This is a genomic window from Actinoplanes sp. NPDC051861 (assembly GCF_040681145.1).
In the GTDB taxonomy this organism is placed as follows: Bacteria; Actinomycetota; Actinomycetes; order Mycobacteriales; family Micromonosporaceae; genus Actinoplanes.
Map to the genome: position 1 here is coordinate 704393 of NZ_JBFAYE010000002.1, position 16875 is coordinate 721267.

The window sequence follows — 16875 nt, forward strand, 5'->3', positions numbered from 1 at the left end:
GCACGGAACTAGCTGAGACGGACGTCATTACGTATTCTGCCGGAGCGCATGAGTCAGGCGTGGCGGCCGTCCCATTCTGATCGCCCCGTCGCGGCTGGCCGGGCGTCGTTCGTTTCCTACCGAACCCCTCGGGCGGAGCCTGATGAGAAGCCGCAACTGGTCTATCCGTTCGAAGATCATCGCGATGGTCGCGGTGCCGCTGTCGGCACTGCTCGCGTTGTGGATCTTCGCCACCGTGGTGACTTCGGGACCGGCGCTCACCCTGCTGTCCGCTCGTGACGCCGTGCACAAGCTCGGTGACCCGGGGCTGCAATTGATCATGCAGCTGCAGCGCGAGCGGCACTTCGCCGCGGCGTACATCGCGGCCCGCAAGTCGACTCTGGACGACCTCAGCAAGCAGCGGGTGGCGACCGACCAGGCGGTGAACGACTTCCGGACCGCGGCGGCCGACGCCGAGATGAACGAGTCGGTCAGCGCCACCGTCGGCGAGCTGGAAACCAAGCTCGCCGATCTGCGGGAGCTGCGGTCCCGGATCGACGTCCGCGACGTCGACGTGCTGTCGCAGATGAAGTACTTCAACGACGTGATCGACCTCGGGTTCGACGTGTCGCGTACCGCGGCGGTCTTCTTCCACGAGCGGGTCGACAAAGAGGTCCGCGGCGTGATCAGCGCCTTCCGCGGCCAGGAGTACCTGAGCCGGGCGGACGCCCTGATGGCCGGCGCGGCCGCCGCGGGCCGCATCGACGCCGTCTCCCGGGCGAACCTGGTGGAGTACCTGAGCACCTCGCGGTACCTGCTCGGCGCGGGTGTCGCCGACATGCCGGTCGCGGTGCAGGGCGACTACGCGAAGCTGCTGATGAGCACGACCTTCCTCGAGCTCACGCACATGCAGAACATCCTGATCGGGGACAATTACGTCGGCGGCCCCACGCCCGTCTCGGGCGCCCAGTGGCAGCCGATCTACGACAAGGCCTCGCTCGACCTGACCGCCTTCGAGCTGCGGGCCGTCGAGCAGATCGCCCAGGACGCCACGCCGCTCGCGGTGAGCGTACTTCTCTGGCTCGGTCTCGCCGGCCTGCTCGGCCTGGTCGCCCTGGTGGTGTCCGTCCTGGTCTCGGTCCGCTTCGGCCGCTCGATCGTGGGCCGCCTGGTGCGGCTGCGCCGCGAGGCGCTGGAGATGGCCTCCGAGCGCCTGCCGTCGGTGGTCCGGCGGCTGCAGCGCGGCGAGGCCGTCGATGTCGAGGTGGAGACACCCCCGCTTGAGTACGGCGGTGACGAGATCGGCCAGCTCGGGCGGGCGTTCAACGACGTTCAGCGTACGGCGGTGCAGTCCGCGGTCGACGAGGCCAGCGTCCGGCGCGGCATCAACGAGGTCTTCCTCAACATCGCCCGCCGCAGCCAGACGCTGCTGCACCGTCAGCTGTCGCTGCTCGACAAGATGGAGCGCCGCGAGACCGAGCCGCAGGAGCTGGAGGACCTGTACCGGGTCGACCACCTCGCCACCCGGATGCGGCGCCACGCCGAGGACCTGGTGATCCTGGCCGGTGCCGCACCGGGCCGAGGCTGGCGCAACCCGGTGCCGGTGATCGACGTGATCCGCGGTGCGATCAGTGAGGTGGAGGACTACAAGCGGGTCGACATCCGCTCGGTGGCCTCCTCGGCGCTGGTCGGCCGGTCCGTCGGTGACGTCATCCACCTGCTCGCCGAGCTGATCGAGAACGCGGCGTCGTTCTCCCCGCCGCACACCCGGGTGCAGGTCGTCGGGCAGTTGCTGCCGAACGGCTACGCCGTCGAGATCGAGGACCGCGGCCTCGGCATGACCACCGAACAACTCGGCGAGGCGAACCGCCGCCTGGCCGAGCCGCCGGAGTTCGACCCCACCGACAGCGCCCGCCTCGGCCTGTTCGTCGTGGCGCAGCTGGCGAACCGGCACGGCATCCGGGTCTCGCTGCGTGCCTCCGGGTACGGCGGGGTCACCGCGATCGTGCTGGTTCCCGGTGAGCTGGTGGCGATCACGCCCGGCACGGCGATCCCGTCCGGAGGCCAGGACCGCGACGAGCGGCCGAGCCCGCTGGTCGGCTCCGGCACCACGGATCCGGCCCGCCACTCGCTGGGCGAACTGCAGTGGCCGGAGACCGAGGAACTGCGCGAGTTGACGGTCGCCGGCCTGCGTAGCGGGTCGGAGGAGCACGCCGCCGACGGGTCCGACGCGCACCGCGCCGACCACGGTGGCCCCGCGCCCAGCGCCGTCGCGGCCGAGCTGAGTGCCGAGGGCCTGGTCCAGCGGCGCCGGATCCGCAAGAGCGAGCCGCAGCCGGTGGAGGCGAACGGCGCGGTTCTGGAGCGTTCCGGCGTCCCCGCGCCGCTGGACGAGATGCCGATGGCGCCGCGCGCGGTGCCCCGTAACTCGGCACCGGCAGCGGCACCGGCACCGGCAGCGCCGCCCGTGCCCGCGCTCGGCATTGCCGCGCCGGCGCCGGCGAGCATCGTGGACGGTCCGGACGAGGACACCGCGGCACTGGAGAACCTGCCGCGCCGGGTCCGCCAGGCGAACCTCGCCCCGCAACTGCGCAAGCCGGTCGTCCAGCCGGAGTCGACCGCTCCGGAGCGTACGCCGGAACAGGTCCGCACCCTGATGAGCGCGCTGCAGCTCGGCACCACCCGCGGCCGCGTCGACGCGTCCCGCGTCGCCGCGGAGGCCGAGCCGGCGCCTGTCAAGCCCGACGCCGCAGGCAACGGGCACGCCGAGCCGAACGTCGCGGAGCCGGGCTCCGAGGCATTCGACCCGGCGGCTACCGTCAGTTTCCCGGCCCTCGTCGATGTCGCCGCGGCACGGGACAAAGCATCATCCGGGACCGACGTGGGCGCGGCCGGCGACCGCGCCACGAACCCCGGCGAGAACCTCAGGCTGGAGAAGGACGCATAGTGGCAACGACTAAGCAGAGCGCGAACCTCACTTGGCTCCTCGACGACCTCGTCGAACGGGTGCCAACCGCGCAGCAGGCGGTGGTCCTCTCGGCTGATGGGCTCATGCTGGGCTGCTCGGCGGCGATGAGCCGCGAGGACGCCGAGCACCTGTCGGCCATGGCGGCCGGTTTCCAGAGCCTGGCGAAGGGTGCGAGCCGGCACTTCCGGGCGGGCCAGGTGCGCCAGACCGTGGTGGAGATGGAGGAGGCCTTCCTCTTCGTCACGGCCGCGGGGCAGGGCGCGTGCCTGGCCGTGCTCGCGTCCGCCGACGCCGACCTCGGGCTCATCGCCTACGAGATGGCGATGCTGGTCACCCGGGTCGGACAGATCATGAGCGCTCCGGAGCGGTCGGTGCTCGCACCGTCCGATGCCCTCTGAGCAGCCTGGTGTGACCCCTCACGACTGGCTGGACCACGATGCGGGGCCGGTGGTCCGGCCGTACGCGATGACACAGGGCCGGGTCGCGCCCGCGGGCGACGAGTTCGACCTGGTCGCCTTCGTCGTGGCCACGGTGCCGGACATGCCACAGGGTCCGCAGCTGCAACCCGAGCACCACGCCATCGTGGCTGCCGCCTGGGAGCCGATCTCCGTGGTTGAATTGGCCTCCCAGCTGGACCTGTCGATCGGCGTGGTCCGTGTGCTGCTAGGTGATCTACGCTCAGCGGGCCTCATCTCGCTGTACGAACCTCCGGCGGCCACGCAGCCGCACGACGTCGACGTACTCAAGGCGGTTGTCAATGGACTCCGTGCGCTCTGACCGCAACGGCGGGTCGTCGCGCATCCCGGTCGCACTCAAGATCCTGATTGCGGGCGGTTTCGGCGCGGGCAAGACCACGATGGTCGGATCGGTCAGCGAGATCCGCCCGCTGCAGACCGAAGAGGTGCTCACCGGCGCCGAGGGTGCCGACGACGTCTCCGGCGTCGAGGGCAAGACCACCACGACGGTGACGATGGACTTCGGCCGGATCACGATCACCGAGGACCTGCAGCTCTACCTGTTCGGCACGCCCGGGCAGGACCGGTTCTGGTTCCTCTGGGACGAGCTGTCGCAGGGCGCCCTGGGCGCGGTCGTGCTCGCCGACACCCGGCGCCTGGCCGACTGCTTCCCCTCGATCGACTACTTCGAGCAGCGCGGTACGCCCTTCGTCGTCGCGGTGAACTGCTTCGACACCCAGCACCGCTTCGCACCCGAGGCGGTCGCCCGCGCCCTCGACCTCGACCCGGGCGTCCCGGTCGTGCTCTTCGACGCCCGCGACCAGGTGGCCGCCCGCAACGTCCTCATCGAACTGGTCGAGTACGTCGCCCGCCGCCAGCTCACCTCCGCCGGCCGCCGCTGACCTCAGGCGGGCGCCGGGCCGGTGCTGCCCCGCACCACCAGCGTGGCCGGCAGCCGGACGTGGGGCACCGGGCCGGTCTCGCCGGTCCGGGCACGGCGGATCGCCTCGGTCAGCGTCGCCGCAGCCACGTGGCCCTTCTCCTCCACGTCCTGCCGCACGGTGGTCAGCGCCGGTTGCAACCGCGTCGCCAGGGGGCCGTCGTCGAACCCCACGACCGAGAGGTCAGCCGGGACCTTCAGGCCCAGGTCGTCGGCGGCCAGCAGCACACCCACCGCTGTCGCGTCGGAGAAGCACAGGATGGCTGTCGGCCGATCGGTGACCGACAACAGCGAGCGCGCGTCCCTGCGTACATCCTCGGTCTGCTCCAGAGGGTGACGGATCACGACCGGCTTGATCCCCGCGGGGTTGAGCGCGTCGAACCAGCCCAGCCTTCTCTCCCGGGACGCGTGCCCTTCCGGCTGCGACTCCGGCGACGCGACGAACCCGTAGTCCCCCTGCTGGCCGGCCGTCGCGATGGCGATCCGCCGGTGCCCGAGATCGATCAGGTGCTGGGCCGCCGCGCGGGCGCCGTCGCGGTCGGCGATGTTGACGCTGGGCACGTCGTCGGACGTCTCCTGGTCCACGAAGACCATGGGCAGCCTGCGTCGCCGCAGCCAGGAGACCGCCGGTGAGGTCGGGTCGCAGGAGTAGACGAGCGCGCCGTCGATCGCCACGTCCCGGGCCGGCACGAGCAGATCAGAACCGGACGAGGTCAACAGTGTGATGGCCAGGCCGGTCGGAGCCAGCTCCTCGGCGATCGCCGCCAGGAAACGCCCGGCCACCAGGTCGGTGAAGGCGTAGCGCAGGGAATCCGTCAGCAGGATGCCGACGGCGCCGGAGGTGCCCCGGGCCAGGGCGCGAGCGGTCGGATCCGGTCCGACGTAGCCGAGATCCTGCGCGGCGGCGAGGATGCGCTCGCGCAGCGCGGGTGAGAGCTGATCGGGCCGGGAGAACGCGTTGGAGACCGTCATCCGGCTCACCCCGACGCGGTCGGCGATGGTCTGCAACGTCACCCTGGGCACGTCAACACCGTAACGCCGCGGGCCGGGACCGCCTTCCGCCGGACGGTGGCGGGGCGGTCCCGGCCCGGTCACGATAAAGATCAGGCCGGGCGATGCCCGGCGGGTGCGACAGCTACGGACGCCCGATACAGCACGCGTGACAGGGACAAACGCATTTTTGGGGTACGCGTGGCGCGCTCGCGAACGACCGGCGCGTCCGGCCGGGCACTGTGGATCTCGCGGGTCACGTCCTGGATCCCGCGCAGGTACGCCGTGGGCAGCTCCATGACACTCTCCTCGACTCGCCTCTGTACCGGTACAGTACCGAGGTTTTCTGTACCGGTCAAGAAGGCGAGCCGCCCGGCCGCGGAACCGATGATGTGGTGGGATCGGGGGTATGGGTTCGAGCGCTGAATACGTCTTCGTCGGCTGCTACACCGGTGACAAGGGTGGTGAGGGCGACGGCATTGCGCTGTTGCGGCGCGACCCGGCTACCGGTGACATGGCCCGGCTGGGCCTGGCCGCCCGTACGCCGTCTCCGTCGTTCCTGGCGCAGCACCCCACCCTCCCCGTGCTCTACGCCGTCAACGAGCTCTCAGAGGGCACCGTCAGCGCCTTCTCGGTGGCGCCGGACTGCTCGCTGATCCCGCTCGCCACCCACCCGACCGGCGGTGGCGACCCCTGCCACCTCGCCGTCACCCCGAGCGGCCGGCACCTCGTGGTGGCCAACTACGCGAGCGGCTCGGTCTCGGTGCACCCGCTCGACGCCGAGGGCGTCCCCGGCGAGCGCAGTGACCTGCTGACCCTGACCGGCTCCGGCCCGGACACCGAGCGCCAGTCCGGCGCGCACGCACACCAGGTCGTGCCGGAGGGTGCCGACGTGCTCATCTCCGACCTCGGCTCGGACCGGGTGTGGCGCTCGCGGCTGGACCCGGTCTCCGGCCGGCTCGGCGCCCCGGAACCCGCGGTCGAGGCGAAGCCCGGCACCGGCCCGCGTCACCTGGTGCGCGCCGCCGACGGCGCGCTGATCCTCGCCGGCGAGCTGGGCGCCAACCTGACGTGGTACAGGGCGGCCGGCGGCCCGACGCTGGAGCAGCGCGGTGAGGTGGCGGCGAGCACGGCGTCCGGGGCGGTCTATCCGTCAGAGGTCTGCATCGGACGCGACGGCCGGTTCGTCTATGTGGCGAACCGGGGACCGGACACCGTTTCGGCGTTCGCGTGGGACGGCGAAAACCTCGCCCAGTTCGCCGAAGTGCCCACCGGAGGGGTCTGGCCGAGGCATATGACGCTGCTCGGGGATCACCTCTACGTAGCCAATCAGCGTTCACACAACGTGACGGTTTTCCGCGTCGATCCGGACACCGGAATTCCCACTTCACAAGGCGAGCCGACGGGTGAACCGACCCCCACTTGTCTGCTTCGCTGGAACCCTCCGATGATCAGGCCATAGGTCACATCAGTCAACCGGGCATGTCTGTGATCTTTGAGGGGAAACCAGGCGCGCGACGGCCCAAACCTGATACTGATCGGAAGGGCATCGTCACGGAGCGTATTTTTTGCATAGGAAACGGCCAATCCGAGTAATTTTCGGCCGAACGTATATGGCATTCGGCTTCCGACATGCGCACTATGGAGCGCGTGTCTGGCCGCCATCGTAGGAACTTCAACTCAAAGGGAGCCGGCGTCGTCGGAGGTGCGATGGCGATAGTCGTCGTCGTTGCCGGGACGTGGCTCACTTATCAGCAGTTCAACGACTCCGGTTGTACCGGGTCGGTGCGACTGTCCGTCTCCGCTTCCCCGGAGATCGCCCCAGCCGTGCAGCAGGTTGCGCAGAAGTGGGTCACCGAGGGTGCCAACGTCAACGGCACCTGCATCGCGGTCGACGTCGTCGGGCAGAACTCGTCGCAGGTCGCCGGTGCGGTCTCGCGCGAGCACTCCGTGCAGCTCGCCGGTCTCGGCGTCGCGCCGGAGTCGGTCAAGGTGCCCGACGTCTGGCTCCCCGACTCGTCGACCTGGCTGCTGCGCCTGAAGAACGAGGCCTCCGGCTTCTCGCCGACGAAGATCGCCTCGGTCGCGCAGAGCCCAGTCGTGCTCGCCATGCCAGAGCCGATCGCGAAGCAGTTCGGCTGGCCCAACCAGAAGCTGGGCTGGGACACGCTGCTCGCGCAGGTCGGCTCCAACGACAAGGTCCGGTTCGGCATCGTCGAGCCCACCGTGGACGCGGCCGGTCTCACCAGCCTGCTGGCGATCGGCGCCGTGTCCGGCACCGACACCGAGGGGCTCAAGCGCAAGTCCCGCGCGCTGACCACCCTGGCGGAGAACAAGTCCAAGCTCCGTGAGGAGCTGCTGGAGAGCTTCCCGAAGTCGGCGGACCCGAGCGAGATCGCGTCCAGCCTCAGCGCCGCGCCGCTGTCCGAGGAGGACGTGGTCGCGTTCAACGGGGCGCAGCCCGCGGTCCGGCTCTCCGCGATCTACATGGAGCCGAGCCCCGCGCCGCTCGACTACCCGTACTCGATCATGCCGCAGGTGGTGGACCCGTCGAAGCAGGCGGCCGCCGACGGCCTGCTCGCCCAGCTCTCCGCGGCCTCGGCCAAGGACGTGCTGAGCGCGGCCGGCCTGCGCTCGCCCGACGGGTCGTACGGTGCGGCCTTCCAGGCGCCGGTCGGTGCCCCGGAGGCCTCGCCGGCGGTCAACCCGACGACGACGGGCTCCGGCTCCGAGGGTGGCACCGCCGCCTCCGGTGTGGACGGCAAGACCCTCAGCCGCGCGGTTGGTAGCTGGGTGGCCACCACGCAGCCCGGCCGGGTGCTCGCGGTCTTCGACGTCTCCGGCTCGATGACCGCCAAGGTGCCCACGGCGGGCGGCAAGTCCCGTGCCGAGGTGACCCAGGCGGCCGCCCGGTTCGGTCTGGGGCTGTTCAACAACCAGTGGTCGGTCGGTGTGTGGAAGTTCGCCACCAAGCTGGACGGCAACAAGCCGTACCGTGAGGTGGAGTCGATCAAACCACTGACCACGGGCCGTGAGGAACTCGCGGCGTCGATCGACGACCTGGACCCGGTGCCCGGTGGTGCGACCGGCCTCTACGACACCATCCTCGCCGCCTACAACGAGGTGAAGGGCGGCTGGCAGCAGGGTCGGTCGAACTCGGTCATCCTGTTCACCGACGGCATCAACGCCAACGACGACGGCATCACTCAGGAACAGCTCCTGAACAGTCTGAAGAAGGCGCAGGACCCGACGAAGCCGATCCGTCTGGTGCTCATCGGTATCGGTGACGAGGTCGACCGGAACGAGCTCCTGGCCATCTCCAAGGTCGTGAAGGGCAGTGGTGTCTTCATCGCCCCGGACGAGGCGAAGATCGGTGACATCTTCTTCGAGGCGATCGGTACGCGTACCGGCGCATAACAACGCTCAGCACAGGCACAGGGCGGCCGCCATCCCACCGGGGTGGCGGCCGCCGCCGTCTCAGGAACGGCGCAGCCAGGCGGCCGGATCGTCGCGTACCGCCCGGATGACGGTGTCCGCCGCACCGCGCATCGCCGCGTCCGCACCGAGCGCCGCCGCCCGCAGCGAGACCGGCGCCAGCCCCGAGGTCAGCACCCGGCGGCTCAGCTCGGCCTCGATGCCCTCCCGGAGCCGGGCGAAGTACGGCACGTACGCCCCGCCGAGCACGATCACCGGCACGTCCAGCAGGTTGACCACCGCGGCGAGGGCGATGCCGAGGGCCCGGGCGGCGAGCGGCTCGTCGCCGGGCAGCGCCTCCTGTCCCGCGTACTGCTCCAGGCAGCCGTTCGCGCCGCACCGGCAGGGCCGCCCGTCGGGGAAGACGGTCAGGTGGCCGATCTCGCCGCTCCAGCCGCGCACGCCCCGGTAGAGGTCGCCGCCGAGGACCAGGCCGGCACCGATGCCGATCTCGCCGGACACGTACAGGAACGTGGGGTCGCCGCCGGTGACACGCAGCTCGCCCAGGGCGGCCAGGTTGGCCTCGTTGTCGACGGTGACCGGCAGGTCGGCCAGTTCCGGGGTGGCGCGCAGCAGGGCCGGCGCGTCGACGTCCTGCCAGCCGAGGTTCGGCGCGACCCGGACCAGGCCGTCGCCGGTCACCAGGCCGGGCACGGCGAGCGCGGCGCCGGCCACGATCAGCCCGTCCGCCTCGGCCGCCAGCCGGGCCCGGGCCGCGAGAGCGCCGAGCGCCGCGAGGGCGTCCGGCGCGCCGGACGGCCGCTGGTCGGCGTGTTCCACGAAGCGCTGCCGCACCGCGCCGGTCAGGTCGACCACGCAGGCCGCCAGGTAGTCGACGTTGAGCTCCAGCCCGAGGCCGGCCGGCCCGGCCGCGGTGAGCGCCAGCCCGACCGCGGGACGGCCCGCTCCGGTCCGCGGCGGCGGGTCGACCTCGGTGAGCAGCCCGCCCGAGATCAGGTCGTCGACGAGCGCCGAGACGGTGGCCCGGGTGAGCCCGGTCACCGCGGCCACGGCTGCCCGAGATGGCTGATCTGCGCTGTTCGCCACGGTGTGCAGCACCAGCGCGAGATTATGGGCGCGAACGCTGGCCTGGCGGACTGGCGTCGTGGGGGCGCTCAACACCCCTTGACAGTGCCATACGACAGCCAAATAATTCAACCAATAAACAAATCCACCTCGTTTCCCTTCGTTTCGTGGAGGTAACCCGTGTCGGTCCAGCCCACTCGCGATGACAAGTTCTCCTTCGGTCTCTGGACCGTCGGCTGGCAGGCCCGTGACCCGTTCGGTGACGCCACGCGCACCGCACTCGACCCGGTCGAGGCCGTGCACAAGCTGGCGGAGATCGGCGCCTACGGCATCACGTTCCACGACGACGACCTGGTGCCGTTCGGCGCGGACGCGCAGACCCGCGACGGCATCATCGCGGGCTTCAAGAAGGCCCTCGACGAGACCGGCCTGATCGTCCCGATGGTGACCACCAACCTGTTCACCCACCCGGTGTTCAAGGACGGCGGCTTCACCAGCAACGACCGCTCCGTGCGCCGCTACGCGCTGCGCAAGGTGCTGCGCCAGGTCGACCTCGGCGCCGAGCTGGGCGCCAAGACCCTGGTCCTCTGGGGCGGCCGAGAGGGCGCGGAGTACGACTCGGCCAAGGACGTGCGCGCCGCCCTCGACCGCTACCGCGAGGCCCTCAACCTGCTCGCGCAGTACTCCGAGGACCGCGGTTACGGCCTGCGTTTCGCCATCGAGCCCAAGCCGAACGAGCCCCGCGGCGACATCCTGCTGCCCACCGCCGGCCACGCCATCGCCTTCACCCAGGAGCTCGAGCGGCCCGAGCTGTTCGGCATCAACCCCGAGGTCGGCCACGAGCAGATGGCCGGGCTCAACTTCTCCCAGGGCATCGCCCAGGCGCTGTGGCACGGCAAGCTGTTCCACATCGACCTCAACGGCCAGCACGGCCCGAAGTACGACCAGGACCTCGTCTTCGGCCACGGCGACCTGCTCAACGCGTTCTCCCTGGTCGACCTGCTGGAGAACGGCCTCGACGGCGCGCCGGCCTACGACGGCCCCCGCCACTTCGACTACAAGCCCTCGCGCACCGAGGACTACGACGGCGTCTGGGAGTCGGCCAAGGCCAACATCCGGATGTACCTGATCCTCAAGGAGCGGGCCAAGGCGTTCCGCGCCGACCCGGAGGTCCAGGAGGCGCTGGCCGCGTCCAAGGTCGCCGAGCTGGCCCAGCCGACCCTCAACCCCGGCGAGACCTACACCGACCTGCTGGCCGACCGCAGCGCGTTCGAGGACTACGACGCCGAGGCCGCCGGCGCCCAGGGCTACGGCTTCGTCCGGCTGAACCAGCTGGCGATCGACCACCTGCTCGGGACTCGCTGACAATGGCCCTGGTAGCGGGCATCGACAGCTCCACCCAGTCCTGCAAGGTCGTCATCCGTGACGCGGAGACCGGCAAGCTCGTCCGGCAGGGCCGGGCGTCGCACCCGGACGGCACCGAGGTGCATCCGGACGCCTGGTGGTCCGCGTTGCGGGAGGCGATCGAGCAGGCCGGTGGGCTCGACGACGTGGCCGCCGCCTCGGTCGCCGGCCAGCAGCACGGCATGGTCGTGCTGGACGAGGCCGGCGAGGTGGTCCGCCCGGCGCTGCTGTGGAACGACACACGCAGCGCCGGCGCGGCCGCCGACCTGATCGAGGAACTGGGCGGCGGCGACAAGTGGGCCGACGCGGTCGGCATCGTGCCGGTCGCCAGCTTCACCCTCACCAAGCTGCGCTGGCTGGCCCGCACCGAGCCGGACAACGCGGCCCGGGTGGCGGCCGTCTGCCTGCCGCACGACTGGCTGACGTGGAAGCTGTCCGGCTCCACCGACCTCGCCGACATCAGGACCGACCGCAGCGACGCCAGCGGCACTCTCTACTGGTCCGCGGCAACCAACGAATACCGGCACGACCTCCTGGAACTCGGCTTCGGGCGGCGCATCGAGGTGCCCGAGGTGCTCGGCCCGACCGGGATCGCCGGGCGGCTGCCGAACGGCGCCCCGCTCGGCCCGGGCGCCGGCGACAACGCGGCGGCTGCCCTCGGCACCGGCGCGCTGCCCGGCGACGTGATCGTCTCGATCGGCACATCCGGGACGGTGTTCGTCTCCTCGGACGTGGCACCACGGGACCCGAGCGGCACGGTGGCCGGTTTCGCCGACACCACCGGACGGTTCCTGCCGATCGTGGTCACCCTCAACGCGGCCCGGGTGCTCGACGCGGCCGCCAAGCTGCTCGGGGTGGACCACGACGAGCTCTCCCGCCTCGCGCTGTCGGCTCCGGCGGGCGCGGACGGGCTGGTCCTCGTGCCCTACCTGGAGGGTGAGCGCACCCCGAACCGGCCGGACGCCACCGGCGCGATCCACGGGCTCACCCTGAAGACGTCCGACCCCGCGCACCTGGCCAGGGCCGCCGTCGAGGGCATGCTCTGCGCCCTCGCCGACGGGCTCGACGCTCTGGTCGCGCACGGTGCCGCCGCCAACCGGATCGTCCTGGTCGGCGGCGGGGCGCGCAGCGAGGCGGTCCGCCGCATCGCGCCGGCACTGTTCGGCAAGCCGGTCCTGGTTCCGCCGCCGGGCGAATATGTCGCTGACGGTGCGGCCCGGCAGGCCGCGTGGGTCACTCTCGGTGGTGACGTCGCGCCCGCGTGGTCGGCCGAAACCCCGGAGACGTACGAGGACGCGAGCGTTCCCCTGATCCGGGAGCAATACGCGTACGCCCAACAGGCAGTGCTCGATCACGCTCGCTGAGTTGACGGGGCGGCCCCGCTGAGGGCCGCCCCGTTTTTTCTCGCGGCTTTCTTGTTGTCCGCCTCATTCCGCGGCATCTACGTGCACAGAACCACCGGTCGACATCCCCCTCGACCGGCATCCCCGCACGTAGGAAGGACCGCAGTGGCAGAGAGACGATCTCCCAGGCGGACACTGCTCGGGCTCGCGGCCGTGATGGTCGTGCCGACCGGCTTCATCGGCTGGTCGATGCTCCCGTCGAGCGCGGCCGCCGCCCCCACCGCCGGCAACACGTATCAGCTGATCGTGAAGAAGAGCGGCAAGTGCATCGACGTGCCCGGCGCGTCGAAGGACAACGGCGCATTGTTGCAGCAGTGGAACTGCACGGCCGACTCCAACTGGCAGCAGTTCACCCTGGTAGCCGCCGGTTCAGCATTCCTCGTCAAGAACGTCAGCAGCGGCAAGTGCATTGACGTGCCCGGCTGGTCAACAACGTCCGGCACTCAACTGCAGCAGTACACATGTGTATCCAGTCAAGCCAATCAACAGTGGACCCTCGTGTCGAGTGGATCCGACTCATTTCAAGTCGTCAACGTCAACAGCGGTCTGTGCATGTCGGATCAGGGCGCCTCGACGGCGAACGGTGCGGCCGTCATCCAGGAGACGTGCACCGCCAACACGAACAAGCAGTGGACGTTCACGCAGGTAGGCGGCTCCACCCCGACGACCGCGCCCACAACCGGCTCGTTCACGGTGGCGTCTGACGGCACCGGTCAGTACCGGACCGTCCAGGCGGCAATCGACGCGGTTCCGGCGAACAACACGACCCGGCGGACCATCACCATCAAGCCCGGTACCTACCGCGAGATCGTGACCGTCCCGTCGAGCAAGCCGCTCGTCACGCTCAAGGGCGGCGGCGACTCCGCCGACGACGTCGTGATCGTCAACAACCGCAGCAACGCCGGCGGGTACGGCACCTCGGGCAGCGCAACCTTCTTCGCGCAGGGCAGGGAACTGAACGCGTCCAACCTGACGATCTCGAACGACTACGGCGAGGGCAGTCAGGCGGTGGCCGCGAACCTGGGTGCCGACAAGCTCGTCTTCGACAACGTGCGCTTCCTCGGCGCGCAGGACACGCTGCTGGTCAACAGTGGCCGCACGTACGTCAAGAACTCCTACGTCGAGGGCACCGTCGACTTCATCTTCGGCTCGGGTACCGCGGTCTTCAACGCGACGCGGATCTACCAGAAGCGGAGCACCGGCGGCCCGATCACGGCGGCCCGGACCGACCCGGCGAACCCGTACGGCTTCCTGATCTACAAGAGCACGGTGACCGGCGCGACGAACAACACCACCCAGCTCGGCCGCCCGTGGGGTCCCGACGCGCAGGTGCTGTTCCGCGAGACGAGCCTGAGCGCCACCATCAAGACCGCCCAGCCGTGGACTGACATGTCCGGCAACACGTGGCAGAACGCGCGGTTCTTCGAGTACGCGAACACCGGCTCCGGCGCCACGACCAACAGCAACCGCCCGCAGATGAGCGCCTCGACGGCGGCGAACTACACCCCGCAGAAGTACCTCGCGGGCTCGGACAACTGGAACCCGGTGGGCTGATCATGACGATGTCGAGAAGCAGGAAGCGTGCCGCGCTGGCGGCCGTCGTGCTGACTGTGCCAGCCGCGTTCGTGGGCTGGTCGGTGCTGCCGTCAAGTGCCGCCGCCACGCCGACGGCCGGCAACACGTATCAGCTGATCGTGAAGAAGAGCGGCAAGTGCATCGACGTGCCCGGCGCGTCGAAGGACAACGGCGCATTGTTGCAGCAGTGGAACTGCACGGCCGACTCCAACTGGCAGCAGTTCAAGCTGGTGGCCTCGGGAAGCAACTTCCTGGTCCAGAACGTCAACAGCGGCAAGTGCATTGACGTGCCCGGCTGGTCAACAACGTCCGGCACTCAACTGCAGCAGTACACATGTGTATCCAGTCAAGCCAATCAACAGTGGAAACTCGTGTTGAGTGGATCCGAGTCATTTCAAGTCGTCAACGTCAACAGCGGTCTGTGCATGTCGGATCAGGGCGCGTCCACGGAGAACGGCGCGGCCGTCATCCAGGAGACATGCACCGCCAACACGAACAAGCAGTGGACGTTCACGCAGGTAGGCGGCAGTACACCGACGACCTCGCCGACGTCGAGTGGACGGACCTGGCCGAGCATCCCGGACGGTTTCGCGTCGACGGGTGGTGGGACGACCGGTGGTGCGGCCGGCACCACCGTGACCGTGAAGACCCTTGCGGACCTGACCAAGTACGTCACCGCGGCCGAGCCTTACGTCATCAAGGTGGCCGGTGCCATCACCGTCACGCCGAAGGGGACCGAGCTCAAGGTGCAGTCGAACAAGACGATCGTCGGTGTCGGCACGACTGGTGAGATCGTGGGTGGCGGGTTCTTCCTCGGCACCGGCGTCAAGAACGTCATCATCCGGAACCTGACCATCCGCGACACGCAGATGACAGACGACGACCCGGACGACAAGACGTATGACTACGACGGCATCCAGATGGACACCGCGGATCACATCTGGATTGACCACTGCAAGATCATGCGGATGAACGACGGGATGATCGACAGTCGCAAGGACACGACGTACCTGACGGTGTCCTGGAACGTGCTGGACACCGGTAACAAGGCGTTCGGGATCGGCTGGACCGAGAACGTGACGGCGCGGATGACGATCCACCACAACTGGATCAAGAACACCAACCAGCGCAACCCGTCGACCGACAACGTGGCGTACGCCCACCTCTACAACAACTACCTGCAGAACATCACGTCGTACGGGAACCTGTCCCGGGGCGCCACGAAGATGGTTCTCGAGAACAGCTACTTCGACAACGTCGCGAACCCGTACTACAACGACACCTCTGCCGCGCAGCTCAAGCAGTCCGGCAGCATCGTGAAGAACTCCTCGGGCAAGCAGCAGACCAACGGGTCCGCGTTCACCCCGGGCAGCTTCTACACGTACACCCTGGACGCGGCGGCGGACCTGCCCACGCTGCTCGCCAGGTACGCCGGACCGCAGTCGAACATCGGCAACTGACCAGATCGGCAACAGGCAGCGGACGAGGGGAACGGCCGGCGTCACTCCTAGGAGCGGCGCCGGCTGCTCACCCCGTACCCCTCGAAGTCATGCACCGAGAGAAAGCCCTCCACCGACCGTGACCACGGATAGCGCTCAGCCTGCGCCCGCGCCGCGGCCCGGCGCTCCGTCTCCGGTCGCGTGAGCAGGCCCAACACGGCTTCGGCGAAAGCAGTCCCGGCACCGTCCGCCGCCGCACCGGCCGCACCCACCACCTCCGGCAGCGCGCTCGCCCGCCGCACCACCACCGGCGTGCCACTGGCCAGTGCCTCCAGCGCGGCCAGCCCGAACGTCTCGATCGGACCCGGCGCCAGCACAACATCCGCGGTAGCCAGCAGCGCACGCGGATCAGGCACGTGACCGAGGAACCGCGCCGGCAACTCCCGCTCGGCGGCCTCCGCGGCCAGCGACTCCCGCAACGGCCCGTCACCAGCTACGACCAGCGCCGCGTCCACACCGAGTTTCCGCATTTCGGCGAGTGTTTCCAGGGAGAGCCGCGGATGCTTCTCCGCCGACAGCCGGCCGCAGTGCAGCAGCATGATTTCGTGCCTCCCGCACAGCGCGGCGCTTCGATGAGCGGGCGAAAACCTTTCCAGATCAACACCAAGGGGTACGCGCAGCGGCTGCGCGCCCAGCCGGGTGAACTCCCGCGCGGCCCAGCCGGTCGTGCAGACCACCGCGTCGAAGGCAGTGACGCTGCGGCCGTTGAGCATGTCCGCGACCCGCGCGCCGGCCACCCGGCCCGGCCCGAACAGCCGGAGCAGGCCGTCCAGGCTCTCGTGCGACACCATCATCGACGGCACACCGGCCCGGCGCGCCCACGCACCCGCCCACCGCAGCGTCGACCGGTCGTGCACCTCGATGCGATCCGGCCGCTCCCGCTCCAGGACCCGGCTCAGCGCCTTGCGGCCGAGCAGCACGCGGTACCCGCCGAGGCCCGGCACCATCGGCCCCGGCAGCGTCAGCACCCGGCCGTAGTCGGTCTCCTCCTCGCCGGCACGCTCGCCGGGCACGATCAGCAACGTCTCGTGCCCGGCCGCGACGTAACCCCTCCCCAGTTCACGAAGCGCGGTCCTCAGCCCGCCCGACGTAGCGTGCACAAAGTTGGCGAGCCGCACGATCCGCATCCCACTAGGTCATCCGTACGCGCCGTCTCTCGGGC

General features: G+C 69.9%; 14 protein-coding genes. 10 read left to right on the forward strand and 4 right to left on the reverse strand.

Annotated elements, in window-relative coordinates; translation table 11 throughout:
• The first annotated feature begins 142 nt into the window (after positions 1–142).
• From AB0M02_RS09965 to AB0M02_RS09980, 4 genes are read left to right on the forward strand one after another with little or no spacing between them, the layout of a single operon-like run.
• A complete protein-coding gene (locus AB0M02_RS09965; protein ID WP_364224126.1) occupies positions 143–2926 on the forward strand; it encodes a nitrate- and nitrite sensing domain-containing protein in 2784 nt (927 codons plus the stop codon).
• Positions 2923–3345, forward strand: a complete 423-nt coding sequence (locus AB0M02_RS09970) for a roadblock/LC7 domain-containing protein (protein WP_364224521.1) — start codon at positions 2923–2925, stop codon at positions 3343–3345. The genes AB0M02_RS09965 and AB0M02_RS09970 overlap by 4 nt, the downstream gene beginning before the upstream one ends.
• On the forward strand, positions 3335–3724 hold the full coding sequence (locus AB0M02_RS09975) for a DUF742 domain-containing protein (protein WP_364224128.1): 390 nt from the start codon (positions 3335–3337) through the stop codon (positions 3722–3724). The genes AB0M02_RS09970 and AB0M02_RS09975 overlap by 11 nt, the downstream gene beginning before the upstream one ends.
• The gene (locus AB0M02_RS09980) at positions 3705–4304 is read left to right on the forward strand and encodes an ATP/GTP-binding protein (RefSeq protein ID WP_364224130.1); all 600 of its coding nucleotides are present in this window, start codon (positions 3705–3707) and stop codon (positions 4302–4304) included. The genes AB0M02_RS09975 and AB0M02_RS09980 overlap by 20 nt, the downstream gene beginning before the upstream one ends.
• Positions 4305–4306: 2 nt before the next feature.
• Here AB0M02_RS09980 and AB0M02_RS09985 read toward each other — a convergent pair whose 3' ends face one another.
• Positions 4307–5365, reverse strand: coding sequence for a LacI family DNA-binding transcriptional regulator (locus AB0M02_RS09985; protein WP_364224132.1), 1059 nt, complete (start codon positions 5363–5365; stop codon positions 4307–4309).
• An 80-nt stretch (positions 5366–5445) separates the two neighbouring features.
• On the reverse strand, positions 5446–5631 hold the full coding sequence (locus tag AB0M02_RS09990) for a hypothetical protein (RefSeq protein WP_364224134.1): 186 nt from the start codon (positions 5629–5631) through the stop codon (positions 5446–5448).
• A 110-nt stretch (positions 5632–5741) separates the two neighbouring features.
• On the opposite strand from AB0M02_RS09990, the gene AB0M02_RS09995 reads away from it, so the two are divergent.
• Both AB0M02_RS09995 and AB0M02_RS10000 read left to right on the forward strand, forming a co-directional pair.
• Positions 5742–6794: a lactonase family protein gene (locus AB0M02_RS09995; protein ID WP_364224136.1), complete on the forward strand. Its 1053-nt coding sequence runs from the start codon at positions 5742–5744 to the stop codon at positions 6792–6794.
• Positions 6795–7042: 248 nt separating this feature from the next.
• A complete protein-coding gene (locus AB0M02_RS10000; protein ID WP_364224138.1) occupies positions 7043–8749 on the forward strand; it encodes a VWA domain-containing protein in 1707 nt (568 codons plus the stop codon).
• Between the two features lie 60 nt (positions 8750–8809).
• On the opposite strand, the gene AB0M02_RS10005 is transcribed toward AB0M02_RS10000, so the two are convergent.
• Complete coding sequence (locus AB0M02_RS10005; RefSeq protein WP_364224523.1) at positions 8810–9868, reverse strand: ROK family transcriptional regulator; 1059 nt, start codon at positions 9866–9868, stop codon at positions 8810–8812.
• A 144-nt stretch (positions 9869–10012) separates the two neighbouring features.
• Here AB0M02_RS10005 and xylA point away from each other — a divergent pair, with 144 nt between their 5' ends.
• From xylA to AB0M02_RS10025, 4 genes are all read left to right on the forward strand, one after another.
• Positions 10013–11197 (forward strand): xylose isomerase, encoded by a 1185-nt coding sequence (gene xylA, locus AB0M02_RS10010; RefSeq protein WP_364224140.1) that lies wholly within the window; start codon positions 10013–10015, stop codon positions 11195–11197.
• Positions 11198–11199: 2 nt separating this feature from the next.
• Complete coding sequence (xylB, locus tag AB0M02_RS10015; protein WP_364224142.1) at positions 11200–12600, forward strand: xylulokinase; 1401 nt, start codon at positions 11200–11202, stop codon at positions 12598–12600.
• A gap of 144 nt (positions 12601–12744) precedes the next feature.
• The gene (locus tag AB0M02_RS10020; RefSeq protein ID WP_364224144.1) at positions 12745–14193 is read left to right on the forward strand and encodes a pectinesterase family protein; all 1449 of its coding nucleotides are present in this window, start codon (positions 12745–12747) and stop codon (positions 14191–14193) included.
• A gap of 8 nt (positions 14194–14201) precedes the next feature.
• Positions 14202–15674 (forward strand): RICIN domain-containing protein, encoded by a 1473-nt coding sequence (locus tag AB0M02_RS10025; protein ID WP_364224146.1) that lies wholly within the window; start codon positions 14202–14204, stop codon positions 15672–15674.
• 47 nt (positions 15675–15721) lie between these two features.
• Here the strand turns inward: AB0M02_RS10025 and AB0M02_RS10030 are convergent, their stop codons facing one another.
• Positions 15722–16840, reverse strand: coding sequence for a glycosyltransferase (locus AB0M02_RS10030; protein WP_364224148.1), 1119 nt, complete (start codon positions 16838–16840; stop codon positions 15722–15724).
• Positions 16841–16875 lie beyond the last annotated feature (35 nt).

Bases quoted from the DNA above. Each gene is read 5' to 3' on its own strand.
- AB0M02_RS09965 (WP_364224126.1), top strand. From the start codon at position 143: ATGAGAAGCCGCAACTGGTCTATCCGTTCGAAGATCATCGCGATGGTC.
- AB0M02_RS09975 (WP_364224128.1), top strand. From the start codon at position 3,335: ATGCCCTCTGAGCAGCCTGGTGTGACCCCTCACGACTGGCTGGACCAC.
- AB0M02_RS09980 (WP_364224130.1), top strand. From the start codon at position 3,705: ATGGACTCCGTGCGCTCTGACCGCAACGGCGGGTCGTCGCGCATCCCG.
- AB0M02_RS09990 (WP_364224134.1), bottom strand. From the start codon at position 5,631: ATGGAGCTGCCCACGGCGTACCTGCGCGGGATCCAGGACGTGACCCGC.
- AB0M02_RS09995 (WP_364224136.1), top strand. From the start codon at position 5,742: ATGGGTTCGAGCGCTGAATACGTCTTCGTCGGCTGCTACACCGGTGAC.
- AB0M02_RS10000 (WP_364224138.1), top strand. From the start codon at position 7,043: ATGGCGATAGTCGTCGTCGTTGCCGGGACGTGGCTCACTTATCAGCAG.
- xylB (WP_364224142.1), top strand. From the start codon at position 11,200: ATGGCCCTGGTAGCGGGCATCGACAGCTCCACCCAGTCCTGCAAGGTC.
- AB0M02_RS10025 (WP_364224146.1), top strand. From the start codon at position 14,202: ATGTCGAGAAGCAGGAAGCGTGCCGCGCTGGCGGCCGTCGTGCTGACT.
- AB0M02_RS10030 (WP_364224148.1), bottom strand. From the start codon at position 16,840: ATGCGGATCGTGCGGCTCGCCAACTTTGTGCACGCTACGTCGGGCGGG.